At 69.8% G+C, this 25,097-nt stretch carries 24 protein-coding genes; 22 read left to right on the plus strand and 2 right to left on the minus strand.

The genetic code is table 11. From position 1 onward, the window contains the following. Positions 1 to 41: 41 nt before the first annotated feature. The 11 genes from ACFVDO_RS10705 (at position 42) to ACFVDO_RS10755 (ending at position 12,452) form a co-directional block, all read left to right on the plus strand. Positions 42 to 3,764: a nitrate reductase subunit alpha gene (locus tag ACFVDO_RS10705; protein WP_378855895.1), complete on the plus strand. Its 3,723-nt coding sequence runs from the start codon at positions 42 to 44 to the stop codon at positions 3,762 to 3,764. Then, positions 3,761 to 5,449, plus strand: coding sequence for a nitrate reductase subunit beta (gene narH / locus ACFVDO_RS10710; protein ID WP_378855893.1), 1,689 nt, complete (start codon positions 3,761 to 3,763; stop codon positions 5,447 to 5,449). Before ACFVDO_RS10705 ends, narH begins: the two co-directional genes overlap by 4 nt. A gap of 38 nt (positions 5,450 to 5,487) precedes the next feature. Then, entirely contained in the window at positions 5,488 to 6,135 is a 648-nt protein-coding gene (gene narJ, locus ACFVDO_RS10715) for a nitrate reductase molybdenum cofactor assembly chaperone (RefSeq protein ID WP_378886858.1), read from the plus strand. An 11-nt stretch (positions 6,136 to 6,146) separates the two neighbouring features. Next, a complete protein-coding gene (gene narI / locus ACFVDO_RS10720) occupies positions 6,147 to 6,896 on the plus strand; it encodes a respiratory nitrate reductase subunit gamma (protein ID WP_378856126.1) in 750 nt (249 codons plus the stop codon). Positions 6,897 to 7,257: 361 nt separating this feature from the next. Next, positions 7,258 to 8,502 carry a gephyrin-like molybdotransferase Glp gene (gene glp, locus ACFVDO_RS10725; RefSeq protein WP_378855889.1) on the plus strand — a complete coding sequence of 415 codons (1,245 nt, stop codon included), beginning with the start codon at positions 7,258 to 7,260 and terminating at the stop codon, positions 8,500 to 8,502. Positions 8,503 to 8,670: 168 nt separating this feature from the next. Further along, entirely contained in the window at positions 8,671 to 9,144 is a 474-nt protein-coding gene (locus ACFVDO_RS10730; RefSeq protein ID WP_378855887.1) for an OsmC family protein, read from the plus strand. After that, positions 9,141 to 9,506, plus strand: a complete 366-nt coding sequence (locus ACFVDO_RS10735; RefSeq protein ID WP_378855885.1) for a hypothetical protein — start codon at positions 9,141 to 9,143, stop codon at positions 9,504 to 9,506. Before ACFVDO_RS10730 ends, ACFVDO_RS10735 begins: the two co-directional genes overlap by 4 nt. Continuing rightward, positions 9,506 to 10,198 carry an ArsR/SmtB family transcription factor gene (locus tag ACFVDO_RS10740; protein WP_378855883.1) on the plus strand — a complete coding sequence of 231 codons (693 nt, stop codon included), beginning with the start codon at positions 9,506 to 9,508 and terminating at the stop codon, positions 10,196 to 10,198. Before ACFVDO_RS10735 ends, ACFVDO_RS10740 begins: the two co-directional genes overlap by 1 nt. A gap of 519 nt (positions 10,199 to 10,717) precedes the next feature. Further along, entirely contained in the window at positions 10,718 to 11,365 is a 648-nt protein-coding gene (locus tag ACFVDO_RS10745; protein WP_378855881.1) for an HAD family hydrolase, read from the plus strand. A gap of 189 nt (positions 11,366 to 11,554) precedes the next feature. After that, complete coding sequence (locus tag ACFVDO_RS10750) at positions 11,555 to 12,181, plus strand: molybdenum cofactor guanylyltransferase (RefSeq protein WP_378855879.1); 627 nt, start codon at positions 11,555 to 11,557, stop codon at positions 12,179 to 12,181. Next, on the plus strand, positions 12,174 to 12,452 hold the full coding sequence (locus tag ACFVDO_RS10755) for a DUF6457 domain-containing protein (RefSeq protein ID WP_378855877.1): 279 nt from the start codon (positions 12,174 to 12,176) through the stop codon (positions 12,450 to 12,452). Before ACFVDO_RS10750 ends, ACFVDO_RS10755 begins: the two co-directional genes overlap by 8 nt. 96 nt (positions 12,453 to 12,548) lie before the next feature. Here ACFVDO_RS10755 and ACFVDO_RS10760 read toward each other — a convergent pair whose 3' ends face one another. After that, positions 12,549 to 13,022 carry a molybdenum cofactor biosynthesis protein B gene (locus tag ACFVDO_RS10760; protein WP_378855875.1) on the minus strand — a complete coding sequence of 158 codons (474 nt, stop codon included), beginning with the start codon at positions 13,020 to 13,022 and terminating at the stop codon, positions 12,549 to 12,551. Between the two features lie 145 nt (positions 13,023 to 13,167). Here ACFVDO_RS10760 and ACFVDO_RS10765 point away from each other — a divergent pair, with 145 nt between their 5' ends. Next, a complete protein-coding gene (locus tag ACFVDO_RS10765; protein ID WP_378855873.1) occupies positions 13,168 to 13,785 on the plus strand; it encodes a helix-turn-helix transcriptional regulator in 618 nt (205 codons plus the stop codon). An 81-nt stretch (positions 13,786 to 13,866) separates the two neighbouring features. Here the strand turns inward: ACFVDO_RS10765 and ACFVDO_RS10770 are convergent, their stop codons facing one another. Continuing rightward, positions 13,867 to 14,343 carry an HIT family protein gene (locus tag ACFVDO_RS10770; RefSeq protein ID WP_378855871.1) on the minus strand — a complete coding sequence of 159 codons (477 nt, stop codon included), beginning with the start codon at positions 14,341 to 14,343 and terminating at the stop codon, positions 13,867 to 13,869. A 45-nt stretch (positions 14,344 to 14,388) separates the two neighbouring features. Here ACFVDO_RS10770 and ACFVDO_RS10775 point away from each other — a divergent pair, with 45 nt between their 5' ends. The 10 genes from ACFVDO_RS10775 (at position 14,389) to ACFVDO_RS10820 (ending at position 25,095) form a co-directional block, all read left to right on the plus strand. Beyond that, positions 14,389 to 14,844: an SRPBCC domain-containing protein gene (locus tag ACFVDO_RS10775; RefSeq protein WP_378855869.1), complete on the plus strand. Its 456-nt coding sequence runs from the start codon at positions 14,389 to 14,391 to the stop codon at positions 14,842 to 14,844. Positions 14,845 to 14,851: 7 nt separating this feature from the next. Continuing rightward, positions 14,852 to 15,898, plus strand: coding sequence for a hypothetical protein (locus ACFVDO_RS10780; protein WP_378855867.1), 1,047 nt, complete (start codon positions 14,852 to 14,854; stop codon positions 15,896 to 15,898). 64 nt (positions 15,899 to 15,962) lie between these two features. Then, a complete protein-coding gene (locus ACFVDO_RS10785; protein ID WP_378855865.1) occupies positions 15,963 to 16,628 on the plus strand; it encodes a GntR family transcriptional regulator in 666 nt (221 codons plus the stop codon). 125 nt (positions 16,629 to 16,753) lie between these two features. Beyond that, a complete protein-coding gene (locus tag ACFVDO_RS10790; protein ID WP_378855863.1) occupies positions 16,754 to 17,914 on the plus strand; it encodes an NAD(P)/FAD-dependent oxidoreductase in 1,161 nt (386 codons plus the stop codon). Next, positions 17,911 to 18,156 carry a (2Fe-2S)-binding protein gene (locus ACFVDO_RS10795; RefSeq protein ID WP_378855861.1) on the plus strand — a complete coding sequence of 82 codons (246 nt, stop codon included), beginning with the start codon at positions 17,911 to 17,913 and terminating at the stop codon, positions 18,154 to 18,156. Before ACFVDO_RS10790 ends, ACFVDO_RS10795 begins: the two co-directional genes overlap by 4 nt. Further along, on the plus strand, positions 18,153 to 19,502 hold the full coding sequence (locus tag ACFVDO_RS10800; RefSeq protein WP_378855859.1) for an FAD-dependent oxidoreductase: 1,350 nt from the start codon (positions 18,153 to 18,155) through the stop codon (positions 19,500 to 19,502). The genes ACFVDO_RS10795 and ACFVDO_RS10800 overlap by 4 nt, the downstream gene beginning before the upstream one ends. An 11-nt stretch (positions 19,503 to 19,513) precedes the next feature. Continuing rightward, the gene (locus ACFVDO_RS10805) at positions 19,514 to 20,446 is read left to right on the plus strand and encodes a dihydrodipicolinate synthase family protein (protein WP_378855857.1); all 933 of its coding nucleotides are present in this window, start codon (positions 19,514 to 19,516) and stop codon (positions 20,444 to 20,446) included. A 76-nt stretch (positions 20,447 to 20,522) separates the two neighbouring features. Next, positions 20,523 to 21,524: a proline racemase family protein gene (locus ACFVDO_RS10810; protein ID WP_378855855.1), complete on the plus strand. Its 1,002-nt coding sequence runs from the start codon at positions 20,523 to 20,525 to the stop codon at positions 21,522 to 21,524. Between the two features lie 143 nt (positions 21,525 to 21,667). Further along, positions 21,668 to 23,155: an aldehyde dehydrogenase (NADP(+)) gene (locus ACFVDO_RS10815; RefSeq protein WP_378855853.1), complete on the plus strand. Its 1,488-nt coding sequence runs from the start codon at positions 21,668 to 21,670 to the stop codon at positions 23,153 to 23,155. 197 nt (positions 23,156 to 23,352) lie between these two features. Next, positions 23,353 to 25,095 carry an ABC transporter substrate-binding protein gene (locus ACFVDO_RS10820; RefSeq protein WP_378855851.1) on the plus strand — a complete coding sequence of 581 codons (1,743 nt, stop codon included), beginning with the start codon at positions 23,353 to 23,355 and terminating at the stop codon, positions 25,093 to 25,095. The last annotated feature ends 2 nt before the right edge of the window (positions 25,096 to 25,097 follow it).

A 25,097-nucleotide genomic window follows, 5' to 3' on the forward strand; every position in this document is an offset into this window, starting at 1 on the left:
ATGCTGAGTACAGCGTGACCTCCCCGGGAGAAGGAGCAGCGATGACCCCCGCCATCCGCACTGAGAGCGAGCCGGCGACAGATGGGCCGCTCGCCGACGCCCTGTTGAACATGGGCCGGTTCCTCCGGCCGGGAGAGGTCTCGGAGGACTTGCGGGCGGTGTTCCTCGAGGGCGGCAGGTCGGGTGATGTGTTCTATCGAGATCGCTGGTCGCACGACAAGGTGGTGCGCTCCACGCACGGCGTGAACTGCACCGGGTCGTGTTCGTGGAAGGTGTACGTCAAGGACGGCATCATCACGTGGGAGGCGCAGCAGACCGACTATCCGAGCGTCGGCCCCGACTCCCCGGAGTACGAGCCTCGCGGCTGCCCTCGAGGCGCAGCGTTCAGCTGGTACACCTACTCGCCGACCAGGGTTCGGTATCCCTACATCCGCGACACGCTCGCCCAGCTGTACCGGCAGGCCAAGGCGCAGCATCCGGATCCTGTCGACGCCTGGGCGTCGATCGTCGAGGACCCGGAGCAGGCGCGCAAGTACAAGCGCGTCCGTGGCAAGGGCGGTCTCGTCCGCACCACGTGGGACGAGGTCATGGAGATCGCCGCCGCCGCGCACGTGCACACGGTCAAGAAGTACGGTCCCGACCGTGTCGCGGGCTTCTCGCCGATCCCGGCCATGTCGATGGTCTCGCACGGCGCGGGCTCGCGGTTCATGAACCTGATCGGCGGCACCATGCTGTCGTTCTATGACTGGTACGCCGACCTGCCGGTCGCAAGTCCCCAGGTGTTCGGCGACCAGACGGATGTCCCGGAGTCGGCTGACTGGTGGAATGCCGGCTACCTGATGATGTGGGGCTCGAACGTGCCGGTCACCCGCACGCCGGACGCGCACTTCATGACCGAGGCCCGCTACCGCGGCCAGAAGGTCGTCTCGGTCTCGCCGGACTACACCGACAACACGAAGTTCGCCGACGAGTGGATGGCGCCGCATCCCGGCACGGATGCCGCTCTCGCGCTGGCCATGGGCCACGTCATCCTGCGTGAGCACTTCGTCGAGAAGCGCACCGAGCGCTTCCAGGACTACATGCGCCGGTACACCGACGCGCCGTTCCTGGTGGAGCTCGAGGAGCGCGACGGCGGTCTGGTGCCGGGCAAATTCGTCACGGCCTCCGACCTCGGCGGCGAGGCCGCCGCGCAGTCGCGCGCCGATTTCAAGCCGGTGCTGATGGATGCCGCGGGCACTGCGGTGGTGCCGAACGGATCGCTCGGCCACCGCTTCAGCCCCGAGGACGAGGGACGCTGGAACCTCGACCTCGGCGACGTCGTGCCGCCGCTGTCGGTGACCGATCTGGCCGACTGGACGGGGGATGCCGCGGAGGTGCGGCTGCCCCGGTTCGATCTCGACCCGGAACCCGGGCAGGAGCACGCCGGCGGTTCCGGCGTGGTCGTCCGCGGCGTCCCGACCCGCCGGATCGCGGGCAAGACGGTCACCACGGTGTTCGACCTGATGCTCGCGCAGTACGGCGTGGGCCGTGAGGGCATCCCCGGCGACTGGCCGACGGGCTACGACGATGCGAACAGCCCCGGCACGCCGGCCTGGCAGGAGGAGCACACCTCGGTGCCCGCCGCGCAGGCGATCCGCGTGGCCCGCGAGTTCGCCGACAACGCCGACCGCTCCGGCGGCCGCTCGATGATCCTGATGGGTGCGGGAACCAACCACTGGTTCCACTCCGACACCATCTACCGCACCTTCCTCGCGCTGACCACGATGACCGGATGCCAGGGCGTGAACGGCGGCGGCTGGGCGCACTACGTCGGCCAGGAGAAGGTGCGTCCGATCACCGGCTACCAGCAGTACGCGGCCGCCGCCGACTGGGGCCGCCCGCCGCGGCACACCATCGGCACGGCGTTCTTCTACCTCGCCACCGACCAGTGGCGCTACGACGGACTGCCCGCCGACCAGCTGGCATCCCCGCTCGGAACCGGGCGTTTCGCAGACAAGACCACCGCCGACTGCCTGGTGGAGTCCGTGCAACGCGGCTGGATGCCGAGCTACCCCACCTTCGACCGCAACCCGCTCGACCTGGTCGACGAGGCGGAGGCAGCGGGCAAGGAGCCGGCCCAGCATGTCGTGGACAGCCTGAACGAGGGCTCGCTGCGTTTCGCCGTGGAGGATCCGGATGCCCCGGAGAACTTCCCGCGCATCATGAACATCTGGCGGGCGAACGTGCTCGGCTCGTCCGGTAAGGGCAACGAGTACTTCCTCAAGCATCTGCTCGGCACGGATGCCGCAGTCCGGGCGTCCGAGGCGGGGCCCGACTCCCGTCCGGTGAACATGACGTGGCGCGACAAGGCGCCCGAGGGCAAGCTCGACCTGCTGATGACGGCGGACTTCCGCATGACCAGCACCACGCTGTTCAGCGACATCGTGCTGCCGGCCGCTACCTGGTACGAGAAGTACGACCTGTCGTCGACGGACATGCATCCGTTCATCCACGCGTTCAACCCGGCCATCGCGCCGCCGTGGCAGACGAAGACCGACTTCGAGTACTTCCGCCTGCTGGCCGAGAAGTTCAGCGAGCTGGCGCGCACGCATCTCGGTGTGCGCAAGGACATCGTCGCGGCACCGCTGCAGCACGACACCCCCGACGTGATGGCCACGCCGCACGGCCGGGTGGAGGACCTGCCCCGGGTGCCGGGAGTGACGATGCCGAAGCTGGTCGTCGTCGAGCGCGACTACCCGAACCTCGCCGAGAAGTGGAAGTCGCTGGGTCCGCTGACCGAGAAGCTCGGTATGACCACCAAGGGCATCACCTATCACGCCGAGCCCGAGATCGAACGGCTGAAGCGCGTGAACGGCACAGTGGATTCCGGGCCGTACACCGGTTCGGTGCGACTGGACAGCGATCAGCGCGCCTGCGAGATGATCCTGGCGTTCTCGGGCACCAGCAACGGACGCCTGGCCGTGCAGGGGTTCAAGGCGCTGGAGAAGCACACCGGCCAGAAGATGGCCTTCCTCGCCGACGAGCACGAGGGCACCCACCTGACCTTCCAGGACGTGTCGGTGCAGCCGCGCAGCGTCATCACATCGCCGGAGTGGTCGGGTTCCGAGCACGGAGGTCGGCGCTACACGGCGTTCGCGATCAACGTCGAGCACCTCAAGCCCTGGCACACGCTCACCGGCCGGCAGCACTTCTACCTCGACCACGACTGGATGGATGAGCTGGGCGAGGCGCTGCCGATCTACCGGCCGCCACTGGACATGCACCGGCTGTTCGGCGACGTGGAGCCCGGCAAGAGCACCCACACCGAGGTGCACGTGCGCTACCTGACGCCGCACTCGAAGTGGTCGATCCACTCCGAGTACCAGGACAACCTGTTCATGCTGTCGCTCTCGCGCGGCGGCCCCACGATCTGGATGAGTCCGCAGGACGCCGCCAAGATCGGGGTGCGCGACAACGACTGGATCGAGTCGTACAACCGCAACGGCGTCGTGGTCGCGCGGGCGAACGTGTCGCACCGAATGCCGGAGGGCACGGTGTACATGTACCACGCGAAGGACCGCACGGTGGATGTGCCCATCAGTGAGATGAGCGGCCAGCGCGGCGGCATCCACAACTCGCTGACGAGGATCCTGCTCAAGCCGAGCCACCTCATCGGCGGGTACGCGCAGCTGGCCTGGGCGTTCAACTACCTCGGACCCACCGGCAACCAGCGTGACGAGGTGACGACCATCCGTCGCCGCAACCAGGAGGTGCAGTACCGATGAAGGTCATGGCGCAGATGTCGATGGTGATGAACCTCGACAAGTGCATCGGATGCCACACCTGCTCCGTCACCTGCAAGCAGGCCTGGACGAACCGAACCGGCGTCGAGTACGTGTGGTTCAACAACGTCGAGACGCGGCCCGGCCTCGGCTACCCGCGCGGGTACGAGGACCAGGACAAGTGGCAGGGCGGCTGGGTGCGCGACAAGCGCGGTCGGCTGCGGCTGCGCTCCGGCGGGCGCCTCGCGAAGATCGCCCGCATCTTCTCGAACCCGAAGCTGCCGGGCATGGACGACTACTACGAGCCGTGGACGTATGACTACGACATGCTCGTGAACGCCCCCAGCGGTGAGCAGCACACCCCGGTGGCCCGGCCGAAGAGCCTGATCACCGGCAAGGACATGAAGATCGAGTGGTCGGCGAACTGGGACGACGACCTCGGCGGGTCGGTCGAGACCATGCAGGACGACCCGATCCTGAAGAAGATGAGCCAGGAGGTCTCGGCCGAGTTCGAGAAGGCCTTCATGTTCTACCTTCCTCGTATCTGCGAGCACTGCCTGAATCCGTCCTGCGTTGCATCCTGCCCGTCCGGCGCGATGTACAAGCGGGCCGAGGACGGCATCGTGCTCGTCGATCAGGACGCCTGCCGCGGGTGGCGGATGTGCGTGAGCGGATGCCCCTACAAGAAGGTCTACTTCAACCACAAGACCGGCAAGGCCGAGAAGTGCACCATGTGCTATCCGCGCATCGAAGTGGGCCTGCCGACAGTGTGCTCCGAGACCTGCGTGGGCCGGCTGCGCTACCTGGGCCTGGTGCTGTACGACGCGGACCGCGTGGCGGAGGCGGCGTCGACCGAGAACGAGCACGACCTGCTCGAGGCGCAGCGTTCGGTGCTGCTCGATCCGAACGACCCGGCGGTCATCGAGGCCGCTCGGCGGGACGGCATCGCCGAAGACTGGATCACCGCCGCCCAGCGCAGCCCGATCTGGAAGCTCATCCAGAAGTACAAGGTCGCGCTGCCGCTGCATCCCGAGTACCGCACCATGCCGATGGTCTGGTACATCCCGCCGCTGTCGCCTGTGGTCGACGTGGTCACCGGGTCGGGCAACGACGGGGAAGACGCGCGCACGCTGTTCGCCGCGATCGAGAAGCTGCGCATCCCGATCGAGTACCTCGCAGAGCTGTTCACCGCGGGAGACGTCGCGCCGGTCGACTCCGCGCTGCGCAAACTGGCAGCCATGCGGTCGTACATGCGCGGGATCAGCATCGACGACGTGCGCGAGGAGTCCATCGCCGAGGCGGTCGGCATGACCGGGCCCGAGATCGAGGAGATGTACCGGCTGCTCGCGATCGCGAAGTACGAGGAGCGCTACGTCATCCCCGCCGCGCACGCCGAGCAGGCGCACGAGCTGGAGGAGATGGCCTGCTCGCTCGACTACGACGGCGGGCCCGGCATGGGCGGTGCGAGCAGCGGCCTCTTCGGCGCCGCCAGCGGCCAGGCCGTTCCGGTCGCGGTGGAGAACTTCCACGTGCTCGCTGATCGGCAGACCGCCGACCGGCCGTCGTCCGGAGGCAGGGTCAACCTGCTGAACTGGGACGGCAACGGGCATCCGGACGGGCTGTTCCCGCCGGATGACTCCCCGGGTCCTGAGCGAGGAGCGCAGCGACGAGACGAAGGGCGCCCATGAGCACCGTCCTCCCTCCCCGCGTAACACCGAGACGCCGGATGCCGGAGCAGGCACTCACTCCGGTCTCGCTGACCGGCGCGCAGCGCCGCACCGTGCACATGCTCGCCTCGCTGCTGCTCGACTACCCGGATGCTGCGTGGTTCGCGAGGCTCGGTGAGCTGCGCGGGCACGCCGCCGGTCTCCCGGCGGCGGTCGCCGCACCGCTGACGGACTTCATCGACCGGGCATCCGAAGCCGGGGCATCCGTCTGGCAGCGCGACTACGTGAACACGTTCGACCTCAAGCGGAAGTGCTCGCTCTATCTCAGCTACTTCGCGACCGGTGACACGCGCCGGCGCGGCACCGCGCTGGTGACCTTCCTCGACGCGTACCGTGCGGCGGGCTGGGAGTTCGACGCGGCCGAGCTTCCCGACTACCTGCCCGCAGTGCTGGAGTTCTCGGCGCGCTCGGACTCCGAGGTGGCGAGCGCCCTGCTCACCGCGCATCGCGAGGGCATCGAGGTGCTGCGCGCCGCGCTCGAGGGCATGGACAGCCCATGGGCGCTGGTGGTGCGCGCGGTGACGCTGTCGCTGCCGCAGGTGGACCAGCGCACCCAGGAGCGGGTGCTCGCGCTCGTGAACGAGGGCCCGCCGACCGAGACGGTCGGCCTCAGTCTGCCGATGCCTGTATTCCGGACGGGGGAGTGATCGTGACCACTGTGCAGATCCTGCTGTGGGTCGTGCTGCCGTACGTGTGCGCCGCGGTGTTCATCCTCGGCCACATCTGGCGCTACCGGTACGACAAGTTCGGCTGGACGACGCGTTCATCGCAGACCTACGAGAACAAGCTGCTGCAGTGGGGCTCGCCGATGTTCCACCTCGGGATCCTCATGGTGATCGCCGGGCATGCGGTCGGTCTGCTGATCCCGCGCGAGTGGCTGTACGCCATCGGGATCAACGAGGAGATGTACCACATCGGTGCGACGGTGCTCGGGACGGCTGCCGCGCTGCTCACGCTCGCGGGGCTGGCGATCCTGATCTTCCGACGGCGTACGGTGGCGGCGGTGTTCCTCGCCACCACGACCATGGACAAGGTGATGTACGTCTTCCTCGGAGCGACGCTGCTGTTCGGCACCGCCGCGACCGTCGTGCACCAGGTGTTCGGCGGCGGGTTCGCGTACCGCGAGACGATCTCGCCGTGGATCAGACAGATGATCATCTTCCGGCCCGATCCCGAACTGATGGTCGGCGTTCCGCTGCTGTTCCAGCTGCACGTGATCACGGCGTGCCTGCTGTTCGCGCTGTGGCCGTTCACTCGCCTGGTGCACGTGTTCTCGGCGCCGGTCGGATACCTGTTCCGGCCGTACATCGTGTACCGCTCACGCGACGAGCAGCGCGGAAGCCGGGCCCCGAAGCGCGGCTGGGACCCGGTGGCGGCTCCGGATCCGGCGCGGCTGCGCCGCCCGTGACGATCTCCCCGGGTCCTGAGCGAGCGAAGCGAGACGAAGGGCGCCTTCTGTCTTCGGGTCTTGGGCGAGGATCGCAGCGTGGAGACGCGGGGCGCCGCTTCTCTTCGAGTCCTGAGCGAGCGAAGCGTCGAGACGTGGGGCGCCGTCTGTCCTCGAGTCCTGAGCGAGCGAAGCGTCGAGACGTGGCGCGCTGTCTGTCCTCGGGTCTTGAGGGAGGATCACGGCGTGGAGACGTGGGACGCCGGTTCTCCTCGGGTCCTGAGCGCCCTTCGTCTCTTCGTCTCGCTGCGCTCGCTCAGCACGGCGCTCGTCGCTGCGCTCCTCGCTCAGGATCCGCGAAGCGAGACGAAGGGCGCCCCCGATGACACTCCGATCCGTGGAGGAGCAGCTTGCCCGTGTGCTCGCGGCTGTGCGGCCGCCGGCGGTCGAGCAGATGCCGCTGGACCAGGCATCCGGCCGTGTGCTCGCCGAGCCGGCGTCCGCGCGCAGCGCCGTCCCGCCGTTCGACAACTCCGCGATGGACGGCTTCGCCGTGCGGTTCGAGGATGTCGCGCACGCGGCGGCCGAGCATCCGGTGAGTCTTCGCGTCGTGGCCGACCTGCCGGCGGGCAGTGCACTCGACCCGGCGATCGGACCCGGTGAGGCCGCGCGGATCATGACCGGCGCGCCGGTGCCGACCGACGCCGACGCGATCATCCCGTTAGAGGACACCGCGGGCGGACTGGCCGACTCCTTGGCAACCGCCGTCGTGCTGTCTGCGCCCCGGCGACCCGGCGTGCACGTGCGCGCAGCAGGAGAGGACGCCGCCGCAGGGAGCCAAGTGCTGCCCGCCGGCATCCGACTCGGCGCCCGGCAGTTGTCCGCATTGGCCTCCGCGGGGATCGCGCAGGTCGTGGTCGCGCGGCGTCCGCGGGTGTTGGCCGTGGCGACCGGCAGCGAGCTCGTGCCGCCAGGGCAGCCGCTGACCCGCGGCACGATCCCGGAGTCGAACAGCCTGCTGATCGCGGGGCTGGTCGCCGAGACCGGGGCCGAGGTCATCGGGAGGCGGGTCGTCGACGACTCCGGTGACGGGCCGGCCGAGGCCGTCGCGCTCGCCGCGGATCTGGCTGCAGACCTGGTGATCTTCTCCGGTGGTGTCAGTGCCGGCGCCTACGAGGTCGTGCGGCAGAGCCTCGGCAACGCGATGGAGTTCACGAAGGTCGCCATGCAGCCCGGCAAACCCCAGGGCTTCGGCGTGACGGATGCCGGGCTGCTGCTGTTCGGGCTGCCGGGCAACCCGGTGAGCGCGGCGGTGTCGTTCGAGGTGTTCGTGCGGCCTGCGCTTCTGCGAATGCAGCTCGTGCCCGAGGATCCGCGGGCCGTGTGGCGGCTGCCCGCGGGCGAGCGGTGGCGCTCTGCGCCGGGGCGGCGGCAGTACCTGCCCGCGGTGATCGACCGCAGTGATCCGGCGCGGCCGGTCGTGCGGCCGGCCGGCCGCGGGGGCTCGGGATCGCACCTGGTCGTGGGGCTCGGAGGGGCGGAGGCCTACGCGATCGTGCCGGAGGCGGTGACGTCGGTCGAGGCGGGCGACCTCGTCGACGTGGTGCTTCTCGACCCCGGCCCCTGAGCGCCCTTCAGCACGACGCTCGCTTCGCGGATCCTGAGCGAGGAGCGCAGCGACGAGCGCCGTGCTGAGCGAGCGCAGCGAGACGAAGTGACGAAGGGCGCTCAGGACCCGCGAGAGGAAGGGCACATTTCGTCCGCCATCGAAACGATTCCGCCCCAGGATGAAGGCATGACGACACACACGTACTCCTCAGAATTGGACTGGACCGGCAGCACCGGCGGGGGCTACCGGACATATGGACGCGCGCACGCGGTGGGTCTCGGAGAGGCGGGCTCGCTGACGGTGAGTGCCGATCCGGCGTTCCGCGGCGACGCCGCACTGCCCAACCCCGAGCAGCTGCTGCTCGCGGCGGCGAGCTCGTGCCAGCTGCTGTCGTTCCTCGCGGTGGCCGCACTCGCGAAGGTCGACATCGTGGGCTACACCGACGAGGCGGAGGCCATCACGCCCGCCGACGCCGTGCCGATGCGGATCACCGAGATCACCCTGCACGTGGCGGTGACGGGGCGAGGCACGGATGAGTGGACGGTGCGCGAGCTGCTCGAGACCGCGCATGAGCAGTGCTGCATCGCGAACACGCTCGCGACGCCGGTCAGACTGGTCGCTGACGTGGAGATCGCCGAGACGGCGGAGGTGGCGGCATGACCATGTACGACATCAGCGTTCCCGCGCCCGACGGTGCGACGTCGCTCGCCCGGATCGGCGCGGTCCTGGGCGATGCCGGGATCTCGCTCGAGGGAGGAGGCATGTGGTCAGACGTCGCGCACTACCTCGTCGCCGAGGGGGATGCCGCTGTGCAGACTCTCCAGTCCGCCGGCATCCGTGGCGTGGAGCTGCGTCCGACGGTGATCGTGCCGCTCGATGCTGACATCCCGGGCGAGCTGGGCAGGATCATGACCCGCCTGGCGAATGCACGGGTGCGCCTGTTCGCGCAGTACAGCGACCATGGCAACCACAAGGTGCTGGTCGTGGACGACCCCGACGCGGCGAGGGCGGCGCTGGCGTGATGAGCGAGGTGCGGCTTCCGCTCGACGAGCTCGGGCGCGTGCTCGGCGAGCCAGCACGGCTGCGCATCCTGCACGAGCTGTTCGGTGGCACGCCGCTTCCCGCGGGTGCGCTGGCGACGCGGCTGGGGCTCGCGCCGTCGACGGTGAGCGCGCATCTCTCGAAGCTGCAGGCCGCCGGGCTGATCAGAGTCGAGCAGCAGGGGAGGGCGCGACTGGCCAGCCTCGCCGACCCCGCCGTCGCGACCGCGGTCGAGGCGCTGCTGCAGCTGTCCGGCGAGGCGAAGGTGAACTCCGCGACCACCTTCGACCGGCGCGAGGCGATGCGTGAGGCGCGCTCCTGCTACGACCACCTGGCCGGTCGTGCCGGGGTGTTCATTGCAGAACTCGCCGTGGAGCGCTCCTGGATCGCGGATGCGGAAGGCGCATGGATCCTGCCCGCCGGCGAGGATGTGACCGTCATCGGCGACGCCCTCGGGCTGGCACTGGGCTGGCAGCGCTCGCCGCGGCCCGCGGTGCGCTCGTGCGCGGACTGGACCGAGCGGGTGCCGCACATCGCCGGGAGGCTCGGGCCCAGCATCCTCGACGCGATGATCGACGACGGCTGGCTGCGCCGCCGCCGCGACGACCGCGCCCTGACGATCACGGCCCGCGGTCGGGAGCGCTTCGCGGCGCTGGGGCACACGGGGATGTGAGGTCCCCGGTCGTTGCGCGGGTGAGGAACGAGGGCGACGAAACGTTCCTGCCGGGCGTGCGCCATCTCGGAGATCAGCAGAATCGCGGATGCTGCAGGCGGAATGTCTCCGGAATTTCGCGGATCTCCGGGGTGTTGCCGCCGCGTGCGCGGTGAGCGAGCGGCGCGGGTCGTGGGGCCGTCGCTGCAAGATCTCGGAGATCTGCGGGGTTGGCGGATGCTGCGGGCCGGTTGTCTCCGGGAGTTCGCGGATCTCCGGGGTGCTGCTGCCGCGTGCGCGGTGAGCGAGCCGCGCGGGTTGCGGGCCGTCGCGCTGCAAGATCTCGGAGATCTGCAGAATCGCGGATGCTGCGGGTCGGTTGTCTCCGGGAATTCGCGGATCTCCGGGGTGCTGCTGCCGCGTGCGCGGTGAGCGAGCGGCGCAGGTTGCGGGGCCGTCGCTGCAAGATCTTGGAGATCTGCAGAATCGCGGATGCCGCAGGCGGAATGTCCCCGCTGAGCCCCGGCGTAGGCTGTCGCCGTGCCGCTCGCGATCTTCGACCTGGATGGGACGCTCGTCGATCAGGAGGGCGCGGCCCGCATCTGGGCGGAGCAGTTCGCCCAGGAATGGTCGCTCGGACCGGATGCCTGTGACGTGATCTCCGCCGCACTCGCGGAACGCCGTCCGAAGGGCGAGGTCTTCGCCGCACTGGTCCAGCGCTTCGCGCTGCCTGTCGCCGCGGACGAGGTCTGGGTCGGCTATCGCACGCAGATGCCGGAACTGGTCCGCTGCACCGATGAGGACCGTGCGGCTCTCGTCGATCTCCGCGCCGCCGGCTGGACCATCGGCATCGCGACCAACGGCATGGTCGACAACCAGGCGGGGAAGATCCGCGCGACCGGGCTCTCAGAGCTGGTCGACGGCTGGGTCGTGTCATCCGAGATCGGCGTCCGCAAGCCGGAGCCCGGGATCTTCCGGGAGCTTGCGCGACGCCTCGAGGCGCCGCTGGACGGCTGGATGATCGGAGACAGCATCGAGATGGATGTCGTCGGCGGTCAGAGCGTCGGCCTTCAGACGGTCTGGATCACGACGGCATCGGAGCAGGAACCAGTCCGGGCCGTCGCCGAGCCAGTGCCGACGTTCACCGCCGCGACGGTGGCCGACGCCGTCCGCCGGATCCTCGCCTGACGCGTCGCACCCCGGTCGTTGAGCGAGCGAAGCGAGACGAGAGGCTGTGGCCTGTCAGCGGATGTTGCGCGTTTCGTCACTTCGACTCGCTCCGCTCGCTCAGTACGACGCTCGCTCGTTCCTCGCTCGCTCAACGACCGGAGGCACCGGATGCTGGCATCGGCGGAGCCGTCCGGCAATAGTGGAGGCATGAGCGACCAGGATCCAGCGAGCCTCAGCGCGGTCGTGCTGGTCGGAGGACGCGCCTCGCGCATGGGCGGCGGCGACAAGCCGCTCCTCGACGTCGGCGGCACCACCCTGTTCGCGCGCACCGTGGGTGCGCTGCAGGATGCCGGCTGCCGTCCGATCGTCGCTGTGGGGCCCGAGCTCGACGCATGCGCTCCGGTGCTGTGGGTGCGTGAGGAGCCGCCGTTCGGCGGTCCTGTCGCGGCGCTCGCCGCGGCTCTCGACGGAGCGGATGCGGGGGAGTGGGTGGCGCTGCTCGCCGGTGACCTGCCGCGGGCCCACGAGGCCGTGCCGCTGCTGGTCGCGCATATCCCTGAGCGCTCCGATGGGGTGGTGTTCGTCGCGGACGGGCATCCGCAGTGGCTCGCCGGGGTGTACCGCACGGCGACTCTGCGGCGGCAGGTCGCGGAGCTCGGTGACCGCGTCGCCGGGGCATCCTGCCGCGCCCTGCTCGGCGAGCTCGACCTGGTTCTGCTGCCCGATGACGACGGGCTGACCGCCGACGTCGACACCCCTGAGGATCTGGCGCGAGCGCGCGGACGAGCCGGCGCGATAGCGTCGCAGATGACCGAGGAGACCACGCATGACTGACAAGAAGAACCCCCTGCCGCCCGAGGCACTCGAGGAATGGGCGTCCGCCCTGCGTGAGCGCTTCGACCTCTCCGCCGAGGACGTGCCGATCGCGCTGATCCTCGATCTGGCTCGCGACGTCGCGAACGGCGTCGCCCGCCCGGCCGCACCGTTCAGCGCCTTCGTGGTAGGTCTGGTCGCCGGCCGACAGGGCGGTTCCCCCGATGACATCCGAGCGGCCGTCGCCGCCGTGGTCGACCTCGCCGGCACCTGGCCGGAGCGCGACTCCTGATCTTTCCGCAGCTCCCGTCTCACCGGTTGCGGGTGTTGCCCGCCTGCAACCCGCAACGGTTGAGACCGGAGCCTGGGGCTGCCAGACGGCGTGGAGTCAGTGATCCGAGCCGTCGAGCTGTGCGATCACGTGCGCGGCGACGGAGAGGATCACGGGCATGCCGTCGCGCACGCCGCCGGGTGAGCCGGGCAGGTTGACGATGAGCGCGCCGCCGGCGACGCCGGCCAGCCCGCGCGTGAGCAGGGCGACAGGCTTCCGTGCCGCGCCGACGCGGCGCAGCTCCTCCGGGATGCCCGGCAACTCGCGCTCCAGTACCCGAGCGGTGCCCTCAGGAGTGGCATCCCGCGGCGCGACGCCGGTGCCTCCGCTGGTCACGATCAGCCGGGCGCCGTCGGCGACGGCCGCCTGGAGCGCCGCCTCCACTGCGTCGGCTCCGTCGGGAACGATGCTCGCGTCGTCGCAGGCGAAGCCCGCCGCGCGCAGCGCCTCGACCGCCACCGGGCCCGACCCGTCGGGCCGCAGGCCCGCCGCCGAACGGTCCGACACCGTAATCACCGCAGCCTGGAGCATGGCCCCAGCTTAGGGCCGGCCTTCTGAGCGGTATCCGCCAGTGCGGGGTGCATCCGCCGGTCCGAGCGACTGGTCCACGCACCCCGCGCCATTATTCACGGCCCCTTCTCCCGAGCCGTTCAGGACGCTGGGTCATACTGTTGGCATGGTGACCGCCAGGCCCGTCTGCGGGCCGATCTCGAGTTATTCACGGGTGCAGATCCTGCACCTGGTCCAGACGCGACCCGATCGCACGATCGCCGAGATCTGCGAGGAGACCGGCCTTCACCCGAACACGGTGCGTGAGCATCTGCAGCGTCTCGACGAGGGCGGCTACATCATCCAGAAGACCGAGCACCGCACCGTCCGCGGGCGCCCGCGCACGCTGTACAGCGCTGCGACCGGCGCCCCCGGTGCCTCCAGCCCGGTCGCCCGCGAGAAGGTCAATGAGGCCGCCCGCCGCGGCGACCTGATGCGCCGCGTGCTGCACACGGATGCCTCGGAGCTGGGGCGCGAGGCCACCTATCAGCTCGATGCGCTGGTGGAGCATCTCGAGGAGAGCGGCTTCGACCCGATCATCGACGAGCGCGGGATGACCGTCGAGCTCACGCCCTGCCCTCACGCCGCGGCATCGCCGGAGAACCGGCCGCTGCTGTGCCAGGTGCACCTCGGGCTGATGCAGGGCGTGCTCACCCAGGCCGGCGGACCGATCGCCGCCGAGTGCGTCCGTGCGGCGGCGAATCCCGCTGAGTGCACCGTACAGCTGCGGGTCGCGGCCGCCTAAGAGCAGGCGATTCCGCGAGAACAGGATGGATGCCCGGCATCCGTCCTGTCTAGGGTGGGCCACCTGCGCTGAGTGACGCGGTCAGACCTCGGCGGCCAGCAGCTCGGCCAGTTCGGCTGCGATCGCGGCGCGCAGGGCGTCGTGCCGGGCATCCAGAGCATGCGCCGGGTCGCTCCAGTGCGAACTGTCGTACAGCCAGACGGGCTTGTGGATGATGTCGGCGGGCTCCCACTCGTACCGCGGCCAGATGTGCGCGTGCACGAAGGCGTCCGTGTTGCCGAGGATCTCGATGTTCATCCGCCGGAATGCCGGGTCGTGCGCGCGGCAGGCGCGCTCCACGGCGGTCGCCAGCAGATCGACGTCGGCCAGGTACTGCACGCGCTCCGCACGCGGCAGTTCGGCCAGGGCGGTCGCCGAGGGGTTCCTGCTGAGCAGCACGCTGTACCCCGGCAGGAACTGCACATCGCCCATGACCGCATAGCCCGCCGTGGTCTCGCCGAGCACCGTCGGGTTCTCCCCGCGCGCAGCCGATCCGATCCTGTCCTCGCGCCATTCCATGCAACGACCTTACGGGGAGCTCGTCCGATCCGTAGCGTGGGGAGCATGACGAGAACAGATGAGGCGACCGCGACGATCGGCGCATCCTCGGTGCGCGTCTACAAGGCGCTGACCGATCCTGCAGCTCTGGAGCGCTGGCTTCCACCGGACGGGATGACCGGGCACGTCGAGCAGTACGACCTGCGCGAGGGCGGCGCCAGCCGCATCGTGCTGAGCTACGACGGTGACGAGACGGGCAAGACCGGTGACGGGACGGATGTCGTGGCGGGCACCTTCGTCGAGGTCGCTCCCGGGGTCCGCGTGGTGCAGGACTTCGATTTCGTCTCCGACGACCCCGCCTTCGCGGGGACGATGCGGATGACCTGGGAGGTCACTGCCCGTGGCGCGGCATCCGAGGTCGTCTTCCGTGCCGAGAACGTGCCCTCCGGCATCTCCGCGGAGGACCACAGAGCCGGCCTGGAGGCGTCACTTCGGAATCTGGCCGAGTACGTCGGCGGATAATGGAGGCATGACCCAGCCCCATGGCGCGCTGCTCGTCGGCAGCGTGAACTACGACGACGCCGAGAAGACGATCCGCACCGCCGCCGAGATGCTGGGCGGACTGCTCCGCCGCATCCCCGACGGCGAGGTCGGCAAGAGGTTCCACTGGATCATGTTCCAGCCCGATGTGCTGGGCGAGGCCGAAGGCATCGAACGGGTCGGCGAGAACCCGATCCCGTTCAAGGCGGGCATCGACGCGCGTCCTCTCCGCCTCGCCGACGGCGTGGATGCTGCCGTCATCGAACTCCCGCCGCTCGGCTACGCCGACGCCGCCCTGGAGTCGTACGAGGTCTTCCGCAGCCTGCGCGATGAGGGCGCCGTCGCCCAGGACGTGCGCTTCCAGGTGTCGCTGCCCACACCGCTGGCCGTCGTCTCGTCGTACTTCTCGGGCGATGACCGTGCCGCCATCGAGCCGGTCTACGCCGACGCGATGCTGCGCGAGCTCGACGAGATCCTCGCCGCGATCCCGCACGAAGACCTCGCGATCCAGTGGGACGTGGCCAGCGAGATGGGCATCATCGAGCGCGCGTCCGGCTACGGCAAGGTCATGGACGCCTGGTGGCCGGGCGATCCGTTCGACGGAGTGGTCTCGCGCCTGGTCGCGCTGATCGATGCCGTCCCCGCCGACGTCGAGGTCGGCGTGCACCTCTGCTACGGCGACGCAGGCGAGAAGCACTTCATCGAGCCGACGGATGCCGGGAACCTGGTGCGCTACGCGAACGCCGTGATCGCCGCCGCGGGCCGCGACCTCACCTGGTTGCATCTTCCGGTGCCGATCGATCGCGATGACGCGGCCTACTTCGCCCCGCTCGCGGGCCTCACCCCGGTGAACGAGCTGTACCTGGGCCTGGTGCACCGTGAGGACGGCGCCGAGGGTGCACGGCGGCGCATCGCCGCGGCGTCCGCCTTCGTGCCGGAATTCGGTGTCGCGACCGAGTGCGGAATCGGCCGCGCGCCGGCCGGCAGCACCGAGGGCATCCTGCAGACCCACGCGGACGTCGCCGCGGGCTGGTGACACGGGCCGCGGCGGTCGCGCGCGGTACCATATGCCACATGACCGACTATCGCCGTGGTGACCTGTGAGCGGCTTCGCCACCCTGCTGTCGCCGGCCGAGAGCCTGCGCGAGCAGGTCGAGGGGCAGCTGTCCTCCCGCATCGTCTCGGGTGAGATCCCCCCGGGCGAGGTGCTCACGGTGCCCACTCTGGCCGGCGAATTCGGCGTCAGCGCGACCCCGGTGCGCGAGGCGATGCTGAATCTCGCCCGCCGCGGATTCCTGCGCCCGATCCGCAACCGCGGATTCGAGGTCACCGAGGTTTCGCCCGAAGAGCTGCGTCACCTCAGCGAGGTGCGGATGCTGCTCGAGGCGCCGCCGATGGTCGTCGTCGCCGGCAACCTCGGCGACGAGACGGTCGCCGAGCTGCGCGTCATCGCCGACCGGATCGTCACCGCGGCACGCGAGGCCCGCTTCGACGAGTATCTGGCGGCCGACACCGAGTTCCACCTGCGCATCCTGGAGTGCACCGGAAACCCCAAGCTGGTCGAGACCGTGCGCGAACTGCGGCAGCAGACCCGTCTGGTCGGTCTCGTGCAGCTCGCCGAGTCCGACGCGCTGATCGCGACCTCGCTCGAGCATGCCCAACTGGTCGACCTGCTCGTCGCGGGCAAGGGACAGGATGCCGAGGCTCTGATGCGCCGGCACATCCGCCACGTGGGCGGGCTGTGGAGCGGCCAGGACGAGGGCTGAGCCGCGTCGTTTCCGGCTAGCTCTCCGACGCGAGATGTCCGGTGCGAGAGGGACTCGACGTTCCGCTCGAACTAGAGTAATATGTCACACGGTACAGCTAGACCGAGCGCGGAGGAGGCGAACGGATGCGGGTCATCGTGATCGGTGCGGGCGCCGTCGGCGCGGCCTGCGCCCTCGCGCTCACCGAAGCAGGAGCCGAGGTGATCGTGCTCGACCGCACCGGCGTCGCCGGCGAGACCTCGAGCCGCTGCGAGGGCAACATCCTCGTGTCCGACAAGGAGCCCGGAGCCGAGGCGCTGATGGCGATCGAGGCGAACCGCGCCTGGCGCGAGCTCGCCGAGCGGCTCGACTCCGACCGCGTGCCTGGTCAGCCCGCGACCGAGTTCGAGGCCAAAGGGGGCATCGTCGTGGCTTTCGCCGGTGGGGCATCCGCTCTTGAGGGTTTCGCCGAAGGACAGCGCGGCATCGGCATCCGTGCCGAGATGCTGGACGAGGCGGCTCTGCGTGCCGCCGAACCGCACCTCTCGCCCGAGGTCGCCCTCGGCGTGCACTACCCGGATGACGCGCAGGTGCAGCCCAGCCTCGCGACGCAGGCGATGCTCGCCCGCGCCCGGCACCTCGGCGCGCAGTTCCGCATCACCGAGGTCACCGGCGGACTCGTCGACGGCGACCGCGTGCGCGGCGTGCTCACGCCCGAGGGGCGGATCGACGCGGATGCCGTGGTCAACTGTGCCGGGCCGTGGTCGGGCGACGCCGCGGCGCTGTTCGACTCGGAGCTCGACATCCGTCCGCGCCGTGGCACGATCCTGGTCACGGTGCCGATGTCGCAGCGGGTGTTCCACAAGGTCTACGACGCCGACTACGTCGGCGCAGTCGGGTCGGGGGATGCCGCACTGCAGACCTCGACGGTCGTGGAGTCCACGCCGGGCGGCACCGTGCTGATCGGATCGAGCCGCGAGCGCGTCGGCTTCTCGGGTGAGGGGCTGCTGGAGCCGCTGGCCGAGATCGCCGACAAGGCGGCCCGGCTGTTCCCGTTCCTGCGCGACACCATGCTGCTGCGCACCTACTACGGCTTCCGGCCCTACGCGCCCGACCACCTCCCTGCGATCGGTGCGGATGCCCGCATCGCCGGGCTGTTCCACGCCGCGGGCCACGAGGGCGCGGGCATCGGCCTCGCGCCGACCACCGGCGCGCTCATCGCGCACGCCGTGCTCGGCACGCCCGCGCCGCTCGACCCGACGCCGTTCCTCCCCGGTCGGCCCACACTGCAGGGGGCTCCGGCATGACCGTGCAGATCAGCTTCGACGGCGAGCAGCTCGAGGGGCGCGACGGGCAGAGCATCGGCGGCGTCCTGCTGGCGAACGGCCACCGCACCTGGCGCGACGCGCAGGGCGGTGAGCGGGGCATCTTCTGCGGCATCGGCGTCTGCCAGGACTGCGTCGTCACCGTGAACGGCGTTGAGGGCGTCCGGGCCTGCCAGCGCACCGCCTGCGCAGGCGACATCGTCGAACGGGAGGCGCGGGCATGACGCGCATCGTCGTCATCGGTGCGGGCCCCGCGGGGCTCGCCGCCGCAGCATCCGCCGCCGACGCAGGCGCCGACGTCGTGCTCGTCGACGAGGGCGAGCGCGTCGGCGGGCAGTTCTGGCGCCACCATCCCGCCTTCACCGACCCGCGGATGCAGCATCAGCTGGCTCGTTTCGGCGCGCTGCAGGAGAGCCTCGCCGATGTGCGCGTGCTGTCGTCGACGAGCGTCTGGCGTGTGGAAGCAGGCGAGCCGCTGCGCGTGCACACCCTCACCGGCCCGGTCGACGACGCGCAGCGCCGTGCCGAGACCCTCGAAGCGGATGCCGTGGTGCTGGCGACGGGTGCGCATGACCGGGTGCTCCCTGTGCCGGGCTGGACACTGCCGGGAGTGACCTCCGCCGGTGCCGTGCAGGCGCTCGCCAAGCGCGACGGAGTGGCTCTCGGCACCAGGATGGTCGTCGCCGGTGCGGGTCCCTTCCTGCTGCCCGTCGCACAGAGCGCCGCACTGCTCGGCGTCGAGGTCGTCGAGGTGGTCGAGGCCGCCACCACCGGCACGCTCGTCAAAGGTTGGGGCCGCAAGCCCTGGGAGCTCACGGCCGCCGCGGGCAAGGCAGGCGAGCTGGGCTCGTACGCTGCATCCCTGCTGCGCGGCCGCACGCCGTACCGGCTCGGCAGCGGGGTCACGCGCATCCACGGCACCACCTCGGTCGAGGCCGTCACGATCTCGCGCATCGACAGCGACTGGCGTCCGATCGCGGGCACGGAGCGCATCGTCGAGTGCGATTCGGTCGCCCTCGGGCACGGCTTCACGCCGCGCCTCGAGGCCGCCATCCAGTTCGGCTGCGAGATCACCTCCGAGCGCTTCGTGAAGGTCGACGGGCAGCAGCTCACCAGCATCCCCGGCGTGCACGCGGCCGGCGAGATCACCGGCATCGGGGGAGCGGATGCTGCACTCGCCGAAGGCGCGATCGCCGGACTCGCCGCCGCCGGGGTCCCTGGCGCCGACCTGCGCTACTGCAAGCCGCTCGCCGCGCGCCGGCGGATGCGGGCGTTCGCACAGCGTCTGCGGACCCATGAGATCCGCCCCGGCTGGACCGCCTGGCTCGACGACGACACCGTCGTGTGCCGCTGCGAGGCGGCGACCGCGGCATCCCTCCGCGAGTACGCGGATGCGTCGAGCAGGGGCATGCGGCTCGCCACCCGTGCCGGCCTCGGCCCCTGCCAGGGCCGCACCTGCGGACGAAGCGTCGAGGACATCATCGGCGCAGCATCCGGTTTCGACCGCAGACCCGTCCTCTCCTCGGTGCGCATCGGCGAACTCGCCGCGCACCGGCACACCCACGAATGAAAGAGAACAGCATGACCGAGAAGAGCATGGACCTGGGTGGCGTCGTCGTCGCCACGACCCTCGCGTTCAAGGAGGACTCGTCGGCACCGGCCGGCCTGGCCGTCGACTACGACAAGTTCGGCGAGCACGTCGACTTCCTGATGTCGAACGGATGCCGCGGCGTCGGCCCGAACGGCTCGCTGGGCGAGTACTCCTCGCTGACCGAGGACGAGCGCCGCAAGGTGATCCAGGTCGCCGTGGAGGCCGTCGACGGCCGCGGCATCGTGATCGCCGGCGCGCACGGCGTGGGCAGCCACCAGGCCCGCCAGTGGGCCGAGTACGCCCGTGAGGACGGCGCCGACGGCGTGCTGCTGCTGCCGCCGACGCTGTACCGCGCCAACGAGGGCGAGGTCATCGCGCACTACGAGGAGGTCGCGAAGGCCGGCCTGCCGATCATGGCCTACAACAACCCGTTCGACACCAAGGTCGACCTGGTGCCCTCGCTGGTCGCCAAGCTCGCCGAGATCCCCGAGGTCGTCGCGATCAAGGAGTTCTCCGGCGACGTGCGCCGCGTGTACGAGATCAAGGAGCTCTGCGACATCGACATCATCGCCGGTGCCGACGACGTGCTCTTCGAGCTCATGGTCAACGGCGCCGTCGGCTGGTTCGCCGGCTACCCGAACGCATTCCCGCGTGAGGCCGTCGAGCTGTACAACCTGCTCACCGACGGCAAGTGGCACGAGGCGAAGGCGCTCTACGAGCAGCTGGTGGCCGTGTTCCGCTGGGATTCGCGCACTGAGTTCGTGCAGGCCATCAAGCTGTCGATGGACATCTGCGGCAACTCCTACGGCGGCCCGACCCGCCCGCCGCGTGGACCGCTGAGCGACGAGCAGCGGGCCCAGGTCACCGCCGACACCGAGCGCGCCCTGGCGGCGCTCGCTGCCCGTTCGGCCGTGCTCGCCTGACGCGTGTGATGATTCAGGGAGGGGATGCCGCAGTCCGGCATCCCCTCCCTCCCCACTTTTCACTTGGAGGCTGCTGATGCGCGCTCGCCGCACCATCCAGGCCGTCGACTCCCACACAGAGGGGATGCCGACGCGCGTCGTCACCGGGGGCGTCGGACGCATCCCCGGCGCGACGATGAACGACCGTCGCCTGTACGCGATGGAACATCTCGACGGGCTGCGCGGGTTCCTCATGAACGAGCCCCGTGGGCACGCGTCCATGTCGGGCGCGCTGCTGCAGCCGCCGGCACGGGACGACGCCGACTGGGGCGTCGTCTTCATAGAGGCATCCGGATTCCTGCCGATGTGCGGCCACGGCACGATCGGCGTCGCCACCGTGCTGGTCGAGACGGGCATGGTCGAGGTCACCGAGCCGGTGACCGAGATCCGTCTCGACGTGCCGGCCGGGCTCGTCATCGCCCGCGTGCGGGTGGAGGACGGCCGCGCCGTGGACGTCACCATCGAGAACGTGCCGAGCTTCGTCGACCGGCTCGACGAGCGCATCGACGTGCCCGGCATCGGCGAGATCACGTACTCGGTCGCGTTCGGCGGCAACTACTACGCCCTCGTCGACCTCGATCAGGTCGGGCTGCCGTTCGACCGCGCCCGCCAGGACGACATCATCGCCGCGGGCCTCGCGATCATGGACGCGATCAACGAGCAGGCCCCGCCCGTGCATCCCGTGCTCGAGGGCGCGAACCACGTGCACCACGTGGAGTTCATCGCGCCGGGGTCCGATGCGGTGCGCTCCCGGCACGCGATGGCGATCCACCCCGGCTGGTTCGACCGCTCGCCCTGCGGCACCGGCACCAGCGCGCGGATGGCTGAGCTGCACGCCCGCGGCGAACTGGCGCTGGACACCCCGTTCGTGAACGAGTCGTTCATCGGAACGGAGTTCACGGGGTGCCTGATCGGCGAGACCACGGTCGGCGACAGGCCCGCGGTCATCCCCACGATCACCGGCCGCGCCTGGGTCACCGGGTTCGGCCAGTACATGCTCGACGAGAACGACCCGTTCCCCGAGGGGTTCGTGTTCTGATGGCGGACGCTTCGTGCGGACATGTGCGCCGGTCGCGGGTCGGCGCGCAGCATCCGTCCGCGCGAAGCGCACAGCTCCGCGGTGGGCGCTCGCCTCGCCCCCGACCCTGACTGAGACCCGTGACTGAGACCGAGGAGAGCGACGTGACCGAGACCCCGACCGAGACCCCGACCGTAGACCAGGTCGCTGCCGCAGTATCCGCCGCGGCGCGCGCGTTCGCGCACACCAGCCCGCGTGACAGAGGGGCGGCGCTGGTCGCCGTCGCGGACGCGCTGGATGCCGCGGCATCCGACCTCATCGCGATCGCGATGCGGGAGACGGGCCTGAGCGAGGCGCGACTGACCGGCGAGGTGCGCCGCACCTCGTGGCAGCTGCGGCTGTTCGCCGACACGATCGTCGACGGTGCGTACCTGGATGCCCGCATCGACGCCCCCGACCCGGAGTACGTGATCGGCCCTCGTCCCGACCTGCGCCGGATGCTGGAGCCGGTCGGCCCGGTGCTGAACTTCGCCGCGTCGAACTTTCCGTTCGCGTTCTCGGTCGCAGGCGGTGACACGGCCGCCGCGCTCGCCGCGGGCTGCCCCGTCGTCGTGAAGGCGCACTCCGGGCATCCGGAACTGTCCCGCGCGACAGCCGCCGTCGTCATCGACGCGCTGCGCGGCGCCGGGATGCCGGAGGGCGTGTTCCAGTTGATCGAGGGCCAGCAGAACGGCGTCGACCTGCTGAAGGACGAGCGCATCCGCGCCGGCGCGTTCACCGGTTCGACGCACGTCGGACGGATGCTGGCCGACATCGCTGCCGCCCGCGAGGTGCCGATCCCGTTCTACGGCGAGCTCGGCAGCGTGAACCCCGCCTACGCGACATACGCCGACGAGGCCCTGCTGGACGGTTTCGTCACCTCGGTGTCGGGCTCGGCCGGGCAGCTCTGCACGAAGCCCGGATTCCTGTTCGTGCCGGAGGACTCCGATCTGGCATCCGTCTCGGGAACCGCGGGCGCCGTGGCCGAGCACCGGCTGCTGAACCCCGGCATCGGGCGCGCGTTCGCGCAGCGCCGTGAGGACGTGCTCGGCGCTTCCGGCGTCGAAGTCCTGTCGGCGGGGGAGACCCGCACCGATGAGGACGGCCAGACCTACGCGACCCCGACCGTCGTCGCGGTCGACGTCGACTCCCTGGTCGCCGCCGGCGACGCGCTGCTCGACGAGTCGTTCGGGCCGCTGTCGGTGATCGTGAGGTACTCCGACCTGTCCACGCTGCCGGCACTGCACGCCGGGCTCTTCCCCGGCAACCTCACGTCGACCGTGCACGCACGACCGGAGGAACTTGAGGACGGCTCGCTCGCCGAACTGGTCGAGGCGCTCGCCGAGACCAGCGGGCGCGTGCTGTTCGGCGGCTGGCCGACCGGCGTCTCGGTGACCCCCGCGATGCAGCACGGCGGCCCGTACCCGGCCACCACGAGCGACGGCACGAGCGTCGGCACGGCGGCGATCACCCGATTCCTGCGCGGCGTTTCGTACCAGAACGCGCCGCAGGCGCTGCTGCCCGAGCCGCTCCGCGACGACAACCCGTGGGGCGTGCCGCAGAGCCTCAGCGAGGCCGGACGCTCGACCGAGTGGGGCGCGTTCGCCCGCTGACGTTCCGCGTCGACAACTTTCGAGGCCTCTCCTGATCCATGTGGATCAGGAGAGGCCTCGGCCGAGGTTGACGGGACTCTCCGCGCACGCCTACACTGATACGTGACATATTACATGTCGCATCGCGCCAAACCCGGGCGGTCACCACGGTGTGACCGCCAGCACCAGAACCTCAACGATGAGGAAAGGGACCTGCAATGAAAAGAATCAAGACGAAGGCCGTCGGGGTAGGTCTCGCCGCGCTGCTCGTGCTGACGGGATGCTCCGCCGCGAACACCGACGGCGGATCCGCTTCGGGAGGCAAGGGCAGCTCACTCGACGACATGGGTTTCGCCGTCTACACGGGTGATCCGGCGAAGGGCGGCACGGTCACCGTGCTCAGCCCCACCGACTTCTCGCACCTCGACCCGGCAATGGGCAACGACGGCGGCGTGAACAACTTCTACCAGCTGATCTACCGGCAGCTGACCACCTACAAGGTGAAGCCCGGGGAGAAGACACCGGAGGTGGTCGGCGACCTGGCGACGGACGCCGGTACGCCGAACGCCGACTACACCGAATGGACGTTCACGCTCAAGGACGGGATCAAGTACCAGGACGGCACTGAGATCGTCGCGGCGGATGTCAAGTACGCCCTCGAGCGCTCCATGGACCCCGCGCTGCGCACCGGTAGCGACTTCCACATCCAGTACATCAAGGGCGCCAAGGACTACCAGGGCATTTACAAGGACCCCGCCGGGCTCGACTCGATCACCGTCGACGGCGACAAGAAGATCACCTTCGTGCTCTCGCAGCCGCTCACGAGCTTCAACCAGGTCGCGGCGATGCAGATGTTCACGCCGTTCCCCAAGGACAAGATCACCACGACCACCCAGTTGGATGAGACGCCGATCGCATCGGGCCCGTACCAGGTCGACTCCTACACGCGCGGCTCGAAGATGGAACTCGTCCGCAACAAGGAGTGGGACCAGAAGACCGATCCGGTGCGCGAGGCGAATCCTGACGGGTTCGAGTTCCAACTCGGTCTCGACCAGAACACGATCGACCAGCGACTGATCGCGGGACAGGGCAAGGACAAGAACGCGATCTCGTCGTCGTCGCTGCTCGCCGCCAACATCGCCAAGGTGCAGGCCGGAGACGTCAAGGGGCGCACCGTCCGCGACATCCCGAACTGCACGACCTACATGACGATGAACACCACCGCAGCGCCGTTCGACAAGCTCGAGGTGCGGCAGGCCGTCAACTACGCGATCGACAAGCAGAGCGTGATCACCGCCACGGGCGGCCCGGCACTGGCGACGGTTGCGTCCGACATGCTGCTGCCCTCCATCCCGGGCTGGGAGGAGTTCGACACCTACGCGACCAAGGACTCCAAGGGCGACGTGAAGAAGGCCAAGGAGATGCTCGCCGCGGCCGGCCTTCCCGACGGCTTCGAGGTGACCATGGACGTGCGTGCGCTGCCGAAGTGGCAGGCGCAGGCCGAGGCGGTGCAGGCGTCGCTCGCCAAGGTGGGCATCGACGTGAAGCTGAACATCATCGACGCGTCCACCTACTACGAGGTCATCTACACCCCGACCCAGGCCAACCCGATCGCGATCACCGGATGGTGCGGATCGTGGCTGAACGGCGACGGATTCCTCTCTCCGCTGTTCTCGGGCGACCGCATCTACGAGACCGGCAACTACAACAACTCGCAGCTCAACGATCCGAGCATCACCGACCGCCTCGCGAAGGCCAGCGTGATGACGGATCCGCAGGCGCAGGACGCGGAGTACCTGTCGATCGACAAGGCGATCATGGACCTCGCGCCGGTGGTCCCGCTGGTGCGTGACACCCCGCTGCAGATGACCGGCTCGAACGTCGCGGGGGCGTACTCCAACCCTGCGCAGACCGGCTACATCTACTACGCGAACCTCGGCCTCAAGGACGCCGGAGAGTAAGC

The sequence above is a fragment of the Microbacterium sp. NPDC057741 genome, assembly GCF_042798735.1.
GTDB lineage: Bacteria > Actinomycetota > Actinomycetes > Actinomycetales > Microbacteriaceae > Microbacterium.

Excerpts from the sequence above, each read along its gene's own strand:
- ACFVDO_RS10705 (WP_378855895.1), top strand. The coding sequence starts at position 42 with ATGACCCCCGCCATCCGCACTGAGAGCGAGCCGGCGACAGATGGGCCG.
- narH (WP_378855893.1), top strand. The coding sequence starts at position 3,761 with ATGAAGGTCATGGCGCAGATGTCGATGGTGATGAACCTCGACAAGTGC.
- narJ (WP_378886858.1), top strand. The coding sequence starts at position 5,488 with ATGCCGGAGCAGGCACTCACTCCGGTCTCGCTGACCGGCGCGCAGCGC.
- glp (WP_378855889.1), top strand. The coding sequence starts at position 7,258 with ATGACACTCCGATCCGTGGAGGAGCAGCTTGCCCGTGTGCTCGCGGCT.
- ACFVDO_RS10730 (WP_378855887.1), top strand. The coding sequence starts at position 8,671 with ATGACGACACACACGTACTCCTCAGAATTGGACTGGACCGGCAGCACC.
- ACFVDO_RS10735 (WP_378855885.1), top strand. The coding sequence starts at position 9,141 with ATGACCATGTACGACATCAGCGTTCCCGCGCCCGACGGTGCGACGTCG.
- ACFVDO_RS10740 (WP_378855883.1), top strand. The coding sequence starts at position 9,506 with ATGAGCGAGGTGCGGCTTCCGCTCGACGAGCTCGGGCGCGTGCTCGGC.
- ACFVDO_RS10750 (WP_378855879.1), top strand. The coding sequence starts at position 11,555 with ATGAGCGACCAGGATCCAGCGAGCCTCAGCGCGGTCGTGCTGGTCGGA.
- ACFVDO_RS10755 (WP_378855877.1), top strand. The coding sequence starts at position 12,174 with ATGACTGACAAGAAGAACCCCCTGCCGCCCGAGGCACTCGAGGAATGG.
- ACFVDO_RS10760 (WP_378855875.1), bottom strand. The coding sequence starts at position 13,022 with ATGCTCCAGGCTGCGGTGATTACGGTGTCGGACCGTTCGGCGGCGGGC.
- ACFVDO_RS10765 (WP_378855873.1), top strand. The coding sequence starts at position 13,168 with ATGGTGACCGCCAGGCCCGTCTGCGGGCCGATCTCGAGTTATTCACGG.
- ACFVDO_RS10770 (WP_378855871.1), bottom strand. The coding sequence starts at position 14,343 with ATGGAATGGCGCGAGGACAGGATCGGATCGGCTGCGCGCGGGGAGAAC.
- ACFVDO_RS10775 (WP_378855869.1), top strand. The coding sequence starts at position 14,389 with ATGACGAGAACAGATGAGGCGACCGCGACGATCGGCGCATCCTCGGTG.
- ACFVDO_RS10780 (WP_378855867.1), top strand. The coding sequence starts at position 14,852 with ATGACCCAGCCCCATGGCGCGCTGCTCGTCGGCAGCGTGAACTACGAC.
- ACFVDO_RS10790 (WP_378855863.1), top strand. The coding sequence starts at position 16,754 with ATGCGGGTCATCGTGATCGGTGCGGGCGCCGTCGGCGCGGCCTGCGCC.
- ACFVDO_RS10795 (WP_378855861.1), top strand. The coding sequence starts at position 17,911 with ATGACCGTGCAGATCAGCTTCGACGGCGAGCAGCTCGAGGGGCGCGAC.
- ACFVDO_RS10800 (WP_378855859.1), top strand. The coding sequence starts at position 18,153 with ATGACGCGCATCGTCGTCATCGGTGCGGGCCCCGCGGGGCTCGCCGCC.
- ACFVDO_RS10805 (WP_378855857.1), top strand. The coding sequence starts at position 19,514 with ATGACCGAGAAGAGCATGGACCTGGGTGGCGTCGTCGTCGCCACGACC.
- ACFVDO_RS10810 (WP_378855855.1), top strand. The coding sequence starts at position 20,523 with ATGCGCGCTCGCCGCACCATCCAGGCCGTCGACTCCCACACAGAGGGG.
- ACFVDO_RS10820 (WP_378855851.1), top strand. The coding sequence starts at position 23,353 with ATGAAAAGAATCAAGACGAAGGCCGTCGGGGTAGGTCTCGCCGCGCTG.